General features: G+C 62.0%; 12 protein-coding genes. 8 read left to right on the top strand and 4 right to left on the bottom strand.

Going from position 1 to position 13,164, the window contains the following annotated elements; all coding sequences use genetic code 11:
- The first annotated feature begins 40 nt into the window (after positions 1 to 40).
- From BCY88_RS34735 to BCY88_RS34710, 6 genes are all read left to right on the top strand, one after another.
- The gene (locus BCY88_RS34735; protein ID WP_120348722.1) at positions 41 to 832 is read left to right on the top strand and encodes a TatD family hydrolase; all 792 of its coding nucleotides are present in this window, start codon (positions 41 to 43) and stop codon (positions 830 to 832) included.
- A gap of 52 nt (positions 833 to 884) precedes the next feature.
- Positions 885 to 1,625, top strand: coding sequence for an ankyrin repeat domain-containing protein (locus BCY88_RS34730; RefSeq protein ID WP_120348614.1), 741 nt, complete (start codon positions 885 to 887; stop codon positions 1,623 to 1,625).
- Between the two features lie 313 nt (positions 1,626 to 1,938).
- The gene (locus tag BCY88_RS34725) at positions 1,939 to 2,295 is read left to right on the top strand and encodes a Rap1a/Tai family immunity protein (RefSeq protein ID WP_120348613.1); all 357 of its coding nucleotides are present in this window, start codon (positions 1,939 to 1,941) and stop codon (positions 2,293 to 2,295) included.
- Positions 2,296 to 2,723: 428 nt separating this feature from the next.
- On the top strand, positions 2,724 to 4,136 hold the full coding sequence (gene otsA / locus BCY88_RS34720; protein ID WP_120348612.1) for an alpha,alpha-trehalose-phosphate synthase (UDP-forming): 1,413 nt from the start codon (positions 2,724 to 2,726) through the stop codon (positions 4,134 to 4,136).
- A 67-nt stretch (positions 4,137 to 4,203) separates the two neighbouring features.
- Positions 4,204 to 5,370, top strand: coding sequence for an AAA family ATPase (locus BCY88_RS34715; protein ID WP_120348611.1), 1,167 nt, complete (start codon positions 4,204 to 4,206; stop codon positions 5,368 to 5,370).
- Between the two features lie 243 nt (positions 5,371 to 5,613).
- On the top strand, positions 5,614 to 6,681 hold the full coding sequence (locus BCY88_RS34710; protein ID WP_120348610.1) for a glycosyltransferase family 4 protein: 1,068 nt from the start codon (positions 5,614 to 5,616) through the stop codon (positions 6,679 to 6,681).
- Positions 6,682 to 6,802: 121 nt separating this feature from the next.
- On the opposite strand, the gene BCY88_RS34705 is transcribed toward BCY88_RS34710, so the two are convergent.
- The 3 genes from BCY88_RS34705 to BCY88_RS34695 form a co-directional block, all read right to left on the bottom strand.
- Positions 6,803 to 7,390 (bottom strand): BPSL1445 family SYLF domain-containing lipoprotein, encoded by a 588-nt coding sequence (locus BCY88_RS34705; protein WP_120348609.1) that lies wholly within the window; start codon positions 7,388 to 7,390, stop codon positions 6,803 to 6,805.
- A gap of 361 nt (positions 7,391 to 7,751) precedes the next feature.
- Positions 7,752 to 8,198 (bottom strand): hypothetical protein, encoded by a 447-nt coding sequence (locus BCY88_RS34700; RefSeq protein ID WP_120348608.1) that lies wholly within the window; start codon positions 8,196 to 8,198, stop codon positions 7,752 to 7,754.
- 338 nt (positions 8,199 to 8,536) lie between these two features.
- Positions 8,537 to 8,833, bottom strand: coding sequence for a PsiF family protein (locus BCY88_RS34695; RefSeq protein WP_028196549.1), 297 nt, complete (start codon positions 8,831 to 8,833; stop codon positions 8,537 to 8,539).
- 449 nt (positions 8,834 to 9,282) lie between these two features.
- Between BCY88_RS34695 and BCY88_RS34690 the strand changes: the two genes are divergently transcribed.
- Together BCY88_RS34690 and BCY88_RS34685 are read left to right on the top strand one after the other, a co-directional pair.
- The gene (locus tag BCY88_RS34690; protein WP_120348607.1) at positions 9,283 to 9,579 is read left to right on the top strand and encodes a YciI-like protein; all 297 of its coding nucleotides are present in this window, start codon (positions 9,283 to 9,285) and stop codon (positions 9,577 to 9,579) included.
- Positions 9,580 to 10,162: 583 nt separating this feature from the next.
- Positions 10,163 to 11,320: a transposase gene (locus BCY88_RS34685; RefSeq protein WP_120348606.1), complete on the top strand. Its 1,158-nt coding sequence runs from the start codon at positions 10,163 to 10,165 to the stop codon at positions 11,318 to 11,320.
- Between the two features lie 147 nt (positions 11,321 to 11,467).
- Here the strand turns inward: BCY88_RS34685 and BCY88_RS34680 are convergent, their stop codons facing one another.
- Positions 11,468 to 13,021 (bottom strand): mannose-1-phosphate guanylyltransferase/mannose-6-phosphate isomerase, encoded by a 1,554-nt coding sequence (locus BCY88_RS34680; RefSeq protein ID WP_120348605.1) that lies wholly within the window; start codon positions 13,019 to 13,021, stop codon positions 11,468 to 11,470.
- Positions 13,022 to 13,164 lie beyond the last annotated feature (143 nt).

The following is a 13,164-nucleotide window of genomic DNA, read 5'->3' as shown; positions in this document are numbered from 1 at the left end:
GCCGGATTCACCCCACGCTATTTATCAGCAGGACATCATCATGTTTGTCGATTCGCATTGCCATATCAATTTCGAAGGACTCGCTGACCGCCTGCCGCAGGTGCTCGAGAACATGCGCAGTCACTCGGTTACGCATGCGCTATGCGTATCGGTCGACCTGGAGACGCTGCCGTCCGTGCTGGCGATCGCCAGTGAGTACGAGAACGTGTTTGCATCGGTTGGGGTGCATCCGGATCACGAGGACATGCGCGAGCCGAGTCTCGCCGAGCTCGTCGAGCTGGCCGGGCATCCGAAGGTGGTCGCGATCGGCGAGACCGGCCTCGACTACTACCGCCTCGAAGGCCGCACCATCGCCGATATGGAATGGCAGCGCGAGCGTTTCCGCACCCATATCCGCGCGGCACACGCCACGAAGAAGCCGCTGATCATCCACACGCGTTCGTCTTCGGAAGACACCTTGCGCATCATGGCCGAGGAGCGCGCGAGCGAGCCGGGTGGTGTGATGCATTGCTTCACCGAACCGTGGGCGGTTGCGGAGCAGGCGCTGGCGCAGAATTTTTACATTTCGCTATCGGGCATCGTCACGTTCAAGAGCGCAACCGATGTGCAGGATGTCGCACGCCGCGTGCCGCTCGATCGTTTGCTGATCGAAACCGACTCGCCGTACCTCGCGCCGGTGCCGTATCGCGGCAAGCCTAATGAACCTGCGTACGTAAGTTATGTCGGACGCTTCATCGCGCAACAGCGCGACATGCCGGACACGGCGTTGGCCGCCGCGACGACCCAAAACTTCTTCCGGCTGTTCAAGATTCCCGTGCCGGCTGGCGCCTGATTTGTAAAATTAATATATATCAATAGGATAGGGACGTTTCCTAAAGTTAAACATGAAAAACTATTCGACTTCGAGCGTGACGTTTCAAGAAACATCAGCGGTGCAAACCGCCCTCGGTTCCGCACGCCGAAGCGCCTCGCGCCTCGCGCTGGCCGCCTCGCTCGCCTGCGCCGCGCTGACTTCGCTGGTGGCGGCGCCGGTTCAGGCTGCGCCGATCGACTCGCTCATCAAGTCGGTTAAATTCGACGACGTCGACGGGGTCAACAAACTGCTCGCCAAAGGCATGGACCCGAACAGCGTCGACAACCAGGGCTTCCCGCTGCTGGTGATCGCCGCACGCGAGAAGTCGGACAAGGTGGGCGCCGCGCTGCTTGCCAACCCGAAGACCAACATCGAGATTCAGGACAAGGCCGGTGAAAACGCGATGATGATGGCGGCGCTGAACGGCGACCTCGACTTCGTCAACCAGCTGATCGCGAAGGACGCCGAAGTCAACAAGAAGGGCTGGGCGCCGCTGCACTACGCAGCGGCGAACGGCCACGACGACATCGTCAAGGTCCTGCTCGACCATTCGGCCTACGTCGACGCCGGCTCGCCGAACGGCACCACGCCGCTGATGATGGCCGCGCGCGGCGGTCATGTGTCGACGGTGAAACTCCTGCTCGACAACGGCGCGGACCTCACGGTGAAGAACCAGATCGGCCTCACCGCGCTCGATTTCGCGAAGACCTACAAGGAGCCGGACGTGGTCGAAGGACTCACCGCGCGCCTGCAGCAGATGCAGCAGAAGTAAATTGAGCTGAAAACCGGCGTGCCTGCGTTCGGTACGCCGGTTGCCGGGAGATCGGGCTTGCTGGACCGCTGGCGTATCGGCCGCCGAGGCATCGGTCGCCGGAGCGACTGGCACATGAGCGACTGGCACCGGAGCGCCGGCCACCGGAGTGCCGGCCACCGGAGTGCCGGCCGAAAATTTGACTGAAGATAGCGGCGGTTGGCACGCCTGCCGCTTCATAAAACAGTGCAGAATGACGACTTGGCGCGCTACGAGGCGCGCCGGTTCGATGCGGCGCAAGACCGCCTGATAAACGACCCTGGAAAGGAACACCATGCTGCGGGCCTTGATTTTCGCCAGCGCGCTTGCCGTCCCCCTGTCGGCAGCCGCGTTTACGGGGGGCGACCTCAACAAGCTATGCACGAAGACCGATGTGGCTTCGCGTAGTGCGTGTGCCGCCTATATCGAAGGCGCCGCCGACGGCATCTTCAACACGATCGACGCAATCGGCGGCACCACCGGGCCGCGCGTCGGCCAGTACTTCTGCCTGCCGCCAGACGCGCGCTCGGCGCAACTCACCGACGCGGTGCGCAAGTACATCGCCGATAACCCGATCGTCGCGGGCTATAACGCCAGCACGGCGATTTCGCTTGGGCTCGGCAAGGCGTTTCCTTGCAGAAGCGGCAACTGATCGCGTCGTTGCCGTGAACCTGACGTGAATGGCCGGCTGACGCCAGCGCCGCAGGCCCCAATGGGGTGCGGCGGGCGTGTGGCCAGGCCGCATCGAAGTCCGCTGCAGTGCCGGCGCAAAGGCGGCACAAAACCGGCACAAAGGCGGTTTAAAGCCGGCCATCTGTTTCCGTAAGCTGCCGCCCCGGGCACCTTTCCCCAGTCCGTATCGCGCCCGCCGCACGCAAAGATGCGTGCAACCGACCGGGCGTCGAATGAGTCCAACCGTCCATCGGACTCACGAACCTGGCGCGGCATCGCGTGAGTTACCCGCTTCGGGTCTTCAAAATGCTACAGCGTTCAAGACGCTGCTAGCGGACGTCATAAGCAGACGCAACCAGCGCGTGAAACGCGAAGCCAGCGCCATACGAACCAGGGAGGACTACCAACATGGGCCGACTGATCGTCGTGTCGAATCGTGTCGCAACGCCGACGGAAACCAAAGGATCGGCGGGCGGCCTCGCGGTCGGCGTGTTCGGCGCACTGAAGGATGCGGGCGGCGTGTGGTTCGGCTGGAGCGGCGACGTGGTGAGCGAGACCGTCGCCAATGCCGGGCCGACGCTGGAGCAGGACGGCGCGGTGACCTTTGCGACCGTCGGCCTCACGCGTAAGGATTACGACCAGTATTACCGCGGTTTTTCGAACGCCACGTTGTGGCCGGTGTTCCACTACCGCAACGACCTCGCGCGCTACGAGCGCGAGGAGTATGCGGGCTACCGGCGTGTCAACGCATGGCTCGCGCACAAGCTGATCAAGCTGCTCGAACCCGGCGACGTGATCTGGATTCACGACTACCACCTGATCCCGTTCGCCGAAGCGCTGCGCGCCGAGGGCATCACGAACCGCATCGGTTTTTTCCTGCACATTCCGTTTCCCGCGCCGCAGATCCTGCTCAACATTCCACCGCACGAAGAGCTGGTCAAATCGCTGTCCTGCTACGACCTGCTGGGCTTTCAGACCGCGACCGACGAACTCGCTTTCCACGACTACGTGACGCGCCACGCGCGCGGCGCTGTGAGCGAGGGTAATCACGTCGAGGCTTTCGGGCGCAAGCTGCGTACGGGCGTCTACCGGATCGGCGTGTTCCCCGACGAAATCGCCGAACAGGCCAAGCGCTACGAAAGCCGCCAGCATGTACTCGAGCTGAAGCAGAGTCTGGAGGGCCGCAAGCTGATCATGAGCGTCGACCGGCTCGATTATTCGAAGGGGCTCGTGGAACGGTTTCGCGCCTTCGAACAGTTGCTGGAGCGCTCACCCGAGTGGCGCGGCAACGTCACGCTGGTGCAGATCGCGCCGCCGACCCGTTCGGACGTCGCCACCTATCAGAAGATCCGTCAGGATCTCGAATACGAAGCAGGGCGCATCAACGGGCGCTATTCGGGCCTCGACTACACGCCGATCCGTTATCTGAATCAGCAGTACGACCGCTGGAAGCTGATGTCGCTGTTTCGCGAGTCGCAGATCGGCTTTGTCACCCCCTTGCACGACGGTATGAACCTGGTCGCGAAGGAATATGTCGCCGCGCAAAATCCCGACGATCCCGGCGTGCTAGTGTTGTCGATTTTCGCCGGCGCGGCGGCCGAGTTGACCGGCGCGCTGCTGGTCAATCCACATGATGCGATCGGCATGTGCGAAGCGTTGCAGCGTGCCTTGCAAATGCCGCTCGACGCGCGCAAGCGGCGTCACGAGATCAATATGGCGGCGCTGCGCAAGAACGATCTGGGCGTGTGGCGCGATACTTTCCTCAACGATTTGCGCAATGTGCCCGTGCAGAAGCCGGGCAAGGGCGGCGGGCATAAGTGATGATGTGTTTGAACGGGGTTGTTTTGCTGGGCGTCCCAGGGCGCATATCGATTCGAAGGGTGGCCGCATGCTGAGGACTTTGGCCATCGCCGGGTATCGGTCGCTGCGCGAGTTGATCGTGCCGCTCGGACAGTTGAATGTGATCACGGGGGCCAATGGTAGCGGCAAATCGAGTGTGTATCGCTCGCTGCGTCTGCTGGCCGAGACTGCGCGCGGCGGCGTGATTACGTCGCTTGCGCGTGAAGGTGGGTTGCAATCTACGTTGTGGGCCGGGCCTGAACGGTTTTCGCGCGCGGTGCTGGCGGGCGAGTTGCCAGTCGAGGGCACGCGCCGCAAGGAGCCGGTGAGTCTGCGGCTCGGCTTTTCGGGCGACGAATTCGGCTATTCGATCGACCTCGGTCTGCCGCCGCTCGACAGGGCTACCCGGTTTCCCCTCGATCCCACGATCAAACGCGAGTGCATCTGGAGCGGCCCCGTGCTGCGACCGTCCGCATTGCTGGTCGACCGGCATGGCGCGGCACTGCGCACGCGTGACGAACAGGGCGACTGGCAAACCATTCCTCAACCGGTCGCCAGCTTCGACAGCATGATGACGGAGTTCTCCGACCCGCGGACCGCGCCCGAGATGATCACGGTGCGCGAGCAGATTCGCTCGTGGCGCTTCTACGACCACTTCCGTACCGACGCCGAAGCGGCCGCGCGTCTGCCGCAGATCGGCACGCACACGCCGGTGCTCTCGAATGACGGTGCGGACCTCGCCGCGGCCTTGCAAACCATCCGCGAGATCGGCGACCCCACGGCACTCGATGCCGCAATCGACGACGCCTTTCCCGGCTCGAGTCTCGACATCGCCACGCAGGACGGCCGCTTCGAGGTGTCGATGCAGCAGCATGGTCTGCTGCGCCCGTTGAAGGGCGCGGAGCTGTCGGACGGCACCTTGCGTTACCTGCTGCTGGTCGCCGCGCTGCTGACGCCGCGTCCGCCCGCGCTGCTGGTGCTGAACGAGCCGGAGACGAGCTTGCACCCGGACCTGCTGCCGGCGCTCGCGCGCCTGATCGCGCGAGCTGCCGCGCATTCCCAGGTGCTGGTCGTGTCGCACGCGGCGCGGCTGATCGCGGCGCTCGAGCGGGAGGACGGCAGCCAGTCGATCGTGCTCGAGAAGCACTTCGGCGCAACGCGTATCGCCGATGCGGACGATCGCGACTTGCCCGCCTGGAAATGGCCGGCGCGATGACTGCGGCGCAGTGGATAATAGGCGCGCCGCACCATGTAAGCTGAATGTAACAGCGTGCAGGAATTGCAAAGCCAGGGGCTTTTTGTTACGCCTTGATGAATAATGCTCTGATGCGGATGGTGCAGGCGAACACCTGATGATCACCTGAGGTTCGCGCATTGATGGAGAAGGACGGCGCTGAGGGACTCAGCGCCGCTGGCGTGCACCGCCCTCGGCGCGAGCCGTCAGTTCACGGAGACAAATATGAAGATTGCCCAGATCGCCCCCTTGACCGAATCGGTGCCGCCGAAGCTGTACGGCGGCACGGAGCGCGTCGTGTCCTATATCACCGAAGCGCTCGTCGAACTCGGTCACGACGTGACGCTATTCGCGAGCGGCGATTCCGTCACGAGCGCCAAGCTCGAAGCGGTATGGCCGAGCGCACTGCGTCTGGACCCGGGGATCCGGGATCGTATCGCACCCCATATGCTGTTGATGGAACTGGTGCGCCGCCAGGCCGAAAACTTCGACGTGCTGCATTTTCACCTCGACTACTACTCGTTTTCGGTCTTCAAGCGTCAGGACACGCCGTTCGTCACAACCATGCATGGTCGTCTCGACTTGCCTGAGCAACAACCGGTATTCGACACCTTCAATACCGCGCCGGTGATCTCCATTTCAAACGCGCAGCGCCACCCGTTGCCGCAGGCCAAGTGGCTGACCACTGTCTATCACGGCCTGCCGGAGCAGCTCTACACGCCGCAGCCGGTCGAGCAGAAGTACCTTGCGTTTCTCGGCCGTATCTCGCCGGAAAAACGGGTCGACACCGCGATCCGGATTGCCGGGCGCTGTGGCATGCCGATTCGCATCGCCGCGAAAGTCGATTCCGCCGACCGTGAATATTTCGAGCGCGAGATCAGGCCGTTGCTGGATTTGCCGCATGTCGAGTTCATCGGCGAGATTGCGGATTCCCAGAAGGCCGAGTTTCTGTCGGGCGCACACGCGTTGCTTTTCCCGATCGACTGGCCGGAGCCGTTCGGTCTCGTGATGATCGAAGCCATGGCGTGTGGTACGCCGGTGATCGCGTTCAACCGCGGTTCGGTGCCTGAAGTGCTGGACGACGGCGTGACAGGCTTTATCGTCGAAGACGAGATCGGCGCGGTGGCGGCGGTGAATCGCCTGCATAAGGTGCCGCGGGCGGGTGTGCGGCAACGCTTTGAAGAGCGCTTCACATCGCACCGCATGGCGCAGCAGTACGTGGATGCGTATCAGTCGGTGATTCGCGCGCAGAAGCGCTCGCGCTTCAAGGTGATCGATACGTCGGGAAGCTGAGTAAGCTGGCGCGGCCTCACGCGGCACCATGAAAAAGAACGGCGACGTGCAATGCGCATCGCCGTTTTTTTATTGCTGCAAGACGCGGCCTGAGACCTAAGACCTCGGTGCGGATAGCCGCCTAGATCTTCAGGCGCGATACCTTGGTGCCCTGCAGCGAGATATCGGCCATCAGGCCGGTGTTGGTCAGGATGATGACTTCGACCGGGGCGGTGGCCGTAGTGGTATCGATCGCGCCGTTGGCGCCCATCTTCACCAGCGCGACGGAAGCGTCGCCGCCCGCCGACCAGCCGTCGGCATTGCGGAATGAATCGAGCGAGTCCTGCGTCATGAACAGGAAGACAATGGCCTTCGACTGCGCGCCTGCCTGCAGACCGAACGAACCCGAAACCGTGCTGTAGTAACCCACCGAGCTGCCACCCACGCGCAGTGCGCCTTCGCCGTACTGGCCGCCGACGATGAAGCCCACTTGCAGCACGGACGGGAACACCAGCACGCCGCGCGCCTTGGAGACGAGTTCGCGCGAACCCTTCACGGTCGTGAACAGGCGCGACATGGTGCCGTCGACGCTGGCGTCGATCGACTGGCGTTTGGATGCATCAGTGGAGGGAGTGTTGGGGCTGCTGCCGTTGGTTGTACAACCAGCGAGTGCAAGGCCTCCGAAAGCGAGCGCAGCGGTAGTCTTCAGCATGAAGTTTCGTCTTTGCATCGTTTTTCTCCATCATGGTTCCTGGGCACAACCTCATATGGTGTTGCCGGGTTGCCTTTGAGTTATATCACACGCCAGCGCGGAAGGCGTACTTCGTCGCCTGGCGAAAAGCCTTGTGTGGCGGGGGTTTGCGACTTGCCGCAGGGCGTGTCGATGTAATTTTGACCGGGCTCGGAAGATCGTTGGAAGGTGCTTGGGCAGGGCGTCCGAAAAGGCTCCCGGCGAATCGTGGCGAACCGCGCGCGGCTCGTTGGCGGCTGGACCGAGGTCGTATCGGGTCCCTGTTTTTACCGATTTATCGTCTTCACGATTCGCATTGAAATCTAACTGAAAGTGTTGCCGTGACGCCGCACCGGCGTCCTCATCCATGGTTCGCCGGGCTTTTGACAGGTGGGCGCCGCAGCGCGCGCCGAATCATGCCGATCAATACGCCGATCAGGAACAAGGTGACAGCCGGCACGATCCAGTAGCCGACGAATGCGTGCCAGAGGTAAGCCATGAGCGTGGAGCGGCGCACGCTGTATTCATTGCGGGCGTCTTGCTGGCGCGGCGCATTGGCGGCCAGCACGTCGGCCGGACAGCCGGCGGCTTGCGCTTCGTCGGGCTTGCCATGGCAGCGCGCGGGCGCGCCGGCGGCGCGTTGTGCGTCGGTGAAATTCCAGGTGGTCAGCGCGCGCTCGAGGTCGACGGCGTTGTACGCCATTTCCTCCCGGATCTCGCTGACCGCAACGATCGCCACGGGCACGGCCCAGAATATGATGACGACCAGCCACCGCCTCAACCAGCGGTTTTTATGCTTCGTTACCATCCTTGCCTCCGATCGATGCTCTGCAGCATCAACGACAAGATGGCGGCCCGTCTAATGTTGTGTAAGGGGGTGGGCCGTCTCCGCAGCCATCATAGAAGAAAAACGACGCGTTCGCGCGGATGGACAGCGAAGGAATCGATGGCGCGAGGGCTGCCGTTGGGGCAATGACTTGCGAAGGGATGCAGGACGGATGGGGTAGCCCGGACGGAACCTAGGGCAGAAGCAGCACAGAAGCGGGACAGCAGAGAAGCAGCAACCGCGCCGGAAATTGGCGCGGCCCTGTTCGGGCTACACGCGGGCAAGCGCGCGGCGTGTGGGCCGCGCCGCTTGCGTTGCGTTTAATTAGCCGGTGCGGACGACAGGCAGGTCTTCATGAAAGCCTTGCGGTCATCACCCTTCTTGCCGGTGGCTTGCGCATTGCATGCCTTCATCTTGTCTTGCTGGCTCATCGGCGCTGCGGCGGCCGGCTTGGCGGACAGGCAGGTCTTCATGAAGGCTTTGCGGTCGTCGCCCTTCTTGTCGCCGGCCTGCTTGTTACAGTCGGCCATTTTCGTTTGCTGGCTGTTCTGTGCGAACACCGGCGAAACGAGGACAGCACCCAGCACCAGCGTAGCGATAGCGGATTGGACTTTCATGTGACACTCCATCGGTGGTGAAAACGTTTTTGGTCGTTCATGCGCGCGGGCGTCAACGGCGTCCAGGACCCCTCGGCACATCCATTATGGCAAATGCTGTCTGCCAGAACGGATAAAAGCGCATTCCGGTTGACAGGCGCTCACGCAGGTTTTCCCCTACGCGGCAGGGATGGCGGGGCTGCCGGGGCTGAAGCGGCAGGATCGAATTGCCGCCGCAAATATGATATGCAATCCAGATTAATTTTCGAAGCGTATGCAAATGAATTAATTCGCCGTCATTCGATAATGATTGATCAAATCTTATGTATTTGAGCTGTATTGCTGCAGATGCAAATGAATAAAAAATCGGCAGAAAATCCCGCTTGCGATCAACGGGGTAATCTTGACTTGAATGCCTGCGCCAAGGCGCCGCCCGGCGTCCGCGTCGCGCAGGTCAAAGGAGGTGTGCCATGCACTATCTGTTGACTTATGATCTTGTTGCGGACTATCTCGAGCGGCGTGGCGCATATCGCGACGCCCATCTGAAACTCGCGTGGGCGGCGGCGGAGCGCGGTGAATTGCAACTGGCCGGCGCGTTGACGGACCCCGTGGATACCGCGGTGCTGCTCTTCAACGGAGACTCTCCGGCTGCCGCCGAAGCCTTTGCCAGAGCCGATCCGTATGTGCTTGCCGGCCTTGTGACGCGCTGGCGAGTGCGCCACTGGATGACCGTGGCGGGTGAGGGTGCGGCGAATCCGGTGCGCTAGCGGAACGCCTACCGGCCACACTCGTACGGTGTCCAGAGGAATGCGAACTGCATGTGCAAACGCTGCGTTCGCTTCCTCGGCAATGGCGCCGCGATGTCAGTCAGGTAGTATCGGTCTGGTCCACTCACGCAGCACCCAGGCAGGGCACAAGTACATTCGAATCGCATTGAAATGCACGATGGATCGAGCGGGAATTTCGTGAAGACAATTCGCTCATTTTTTCATGCCGTTGTGCCATGCAATAGTGGATTTCGAAGCCTTGGCCGATGGCTGCTCTGTTACAGCAATGCGTAAACCGACGCAGCAAAAAAACAAGATTGTTTCCATCCGTAACACTTGTCTCAACGATATTCACGCAAACCCTGGGGATGGTATGCTTCGTGCACAAATTCTCCCATGCACGAGTGAGACCACGTTTTGTGCTTCGCAATAGGGACAAACCGCACTAAGCCAGTGCGATATTGACCAGCAAACAGAACGTACAAGACATATTTGTGCAACCGAGGGCGGCACACGGATCGTGAAAGTTGAATCCGTGGTTGCCCAAAGCCGCGGCCCGGCCAGGCTGCGTGGAGAAAACCCAATGTTTTTCGATGAGCTAAGCAATGACGAATGGGCGCTGCTGGCAGCGCTTGTCTCTGATGAGCCGGCCGTCCGTCTTAACCGGCGCGGCCGACCCCGCGCCGAACCGCGCATCGTGGCGAATGCCGTCCTGTGGATTCTGACAACGGGCGAGCCCTGGTCGAAGCTGCCTGGGCGCTATCCCTCGGGGCCAACATGCAGGCGCCGTTTCGAAGAGTGGCAGTTGAACGGCACCCTGCTCGAGATGGTGCGGCTGTTGTCGCAAACCGGGCGTAGCTTCGCCTATATCCCGCAGCCGGCGCCGCCCGTCGCGGCCAAGCCGGCAGCACCCGCAGCAGAAACGCCGAGCGTGCGTGACGAAGGTCTGCGGGGTGTGTCGTGGAAGAGCCCCGAGTCATGGCAGGCGCCCGGCGTATCGAGCAGCCTGAGCCAGTGGCGCTCGGCCGATCCGATCGCCGATATCACGCGCCAGTTATCCGGGCTGACGAATGTACCGCCGGTGTCCCGTGCAGCTTCGCCAACGTCGGCATTTTCCTCGCCTGCGGCGCGCTCAGCCATGCTTGCCGATCCGCAAGGCATGAACGAGGCGCGGGCGGTGGACGCTGCCATGCATAGCCTGGATTCGGCCATTACGTCGGCACGTCGCGCGCAACAGCTTGAAGATCAGCGCAGCCCGTTGTCGATGAGTCTCGCGCCGCGTGGCACGCAAGTCGCCGATCAGCATGGCTATGTGATCTACGTGGCGGCGGAGCAGGTGCCCAATGCCATGTATCGCGCGTGGGCGGAGATCATGAAGGACGGCAAACGCGCCGAGCGTTCCGGCCTCGTCGGACCGCGCTTCGCCCAGGCCGAGGCGGCGGAGCAATACGCGCTCGAATGGGCAAGGCAGTGGATCGACCGTGAATGCCGCACGCAGGCGGCAGCAGGCGCTACACCGGCAGCCAACGCGGCGGCCGTGGCCGCGCGCCCGCTGCCGGCCATGCGTCATGTGCCGGAACCCGTCACGGTGAATCACGGCGGCCCTTTGCACGGCCCGCTCAATGCGTTCCGAGGACCGCTGCGCCGTTATCCTGGCGAGCCGGCCGCACCTGCAACCGAAAGCGGCAGTGCATCAGATCGTTTTCCGTCATTTCCGGAACTCATCTCCCACGCGGGATGAGGGCGTCTGCAAGGGCGTCTGCAAGTGTGGTGGCTACTACGGCAGTAAGTACGGCGGCTATGTGATTGCCGGCACTGCAGGTAGTGCAGCAGTACCCCGCGGCAGTCAGGAGCAACCGCCGCAGGTTCCCGCTTCATCCGTTGTGAATCATTGACGTCCGTACGTGTCGTCGAAGCGCACGATATCGTCTTCGCCGAGATACGAACCCGATTGCACCTCGATCATTTCGAGCGGCATCTTGCCCGGGTTCTCGAGACGGTGGGTGACGCCCAGCGGAATATAGGCCGATTCGTTTTCGGAGACGATGAAGCGCTCTTCACCTCGCGTGACGAGCGCGGTGCCGCGCACGACGATCCAGTGTTCCGCGCGATGATGATGCATTTGCAGCGAGAGCCGCGCGCCCGGCTTCACGACAATGCGTTTCACCTGGAAGCGCTCGCCGGTATCGACGGAATCGTAATTGCCCCACGGGCGATGTACCTTGCGATGGTTGGCCGCTTCCAGGCCGCCGTCGTTGCGGATCCGTCCGACAATCTTCTTGACGTCCTGCACCCGCGATTTGTCCGCGATCAGAATTGCGTCGGCCGTTTCGACCACCACAAGATCGTGCGTGCCGACGCAGGCAATCAGGCGTCCTTCCGAATGCGCGAAGGTCGAGGCCGCCCCTTCGAACATCACGCGGCCGCGGCCCACGTTCTGATCGGCGTCTTTCTCGGAGATGTCCCAGATCGCGTCCCACGAGCCGACATCAGACCAGCCCGCCTGCAGCGGCACAACTACACCGGACGCGGCGGTTTGATCGTTACCCAGTTGCTCCATCACCGCGTAGTCGATCGAGTTCGACGGCGAGGCGCTGAACGCGTCGCGTTGGAGACGGAAGAAATCGCCATCTGCCTTGCCGCCCGCGAACGCCGCGGCGCAGGCTTCGTAAATCGCCGGCTGGAAGTGGCGAATCGACTTCAACCAGATCGAGGCGCGCATGATAAAAATGCCGCTGTTCCACCAGTACTCCTGCGATTCGACGTAACGCTGCGCCAACTCCAGGTGCGGCTTTTCCACGAAACGATCGAGCTTGTGCGCACCGATCCCGCGAGAGGCGTCGGCGTCCGTTTCGTGCATGTCGTTAGGCATGCCAAGCGCCGCGCCAATGCGGATGTAGCCATAGCCGGTTTCCGCGCGCGTCGGCACGATGCCCATCGTCACGATATGGCCAGCTGCCGCATGCTGGACGCCGGCGGCTACCGCGGCATGAAAACCGTCGATGTCGGTCACCGCATGATCGGCGGGCATCACAACCATGATGCCGTCGCCGTCCTGCGCGGCGATCGAAAGCGCGGCCACCGTCAGCGCCGGAGCTGTATCGCGCCCGACAGGCTCAAGAATCAGCCGGCCCGGCTTGCCGCTCGTGCGCAATTGCTCGGCGGTGGTGAAGCGATGCTCTTCGTTGGCCACCACGACGAGTTGCTCGGAGAGGAGATGGCCGGCTTCGAGTCCATCGAGGCGGCGCGTAGTGGATTGCAGCAGCGAGTCTTCGCCTAGCAAACCAATCAGTTGTTTCGGGTATTGCTCGCGCGACATGGGCCACAACCGTGTGCCGGAGCCGCCCGCCAGAATCACGGGATGTACTTTGAGCTTGACGTTAAGGGGCATAGCTTGCGTAGACCGGGTGTCGGCGGGCGTGGCCGTAACCGGAGCTGTCATGATGGACTCCTCGAGGCTGGGTGAGTGCGTCGAGTTTTATCACGAAGTAAAGAATCAATAAAAGCGCGTTAAATGGAAACTATATAAATCGTCTAATAAAATTATCCATTTCATGAAGGAAAAATGTCTGGATAATTTTTTAA

The sequence above is a fragment of the Paraburkholderia fungorum genome (genome assembly GCF_003610895.1).
Classification (GTDB): domain Bacteria; phylum Pseudomonadota; class Gammaproteobacteria; order Burkholderiales; family Burkholderiaceae; genus Paraburkholderia; species Paraburkholderia fungorum_B.
The sequence above is the reverse complement of the archived record's forward strand: the minus strand, read 5'-3'. Positions and strand labels throughout refer to the sequence as shown.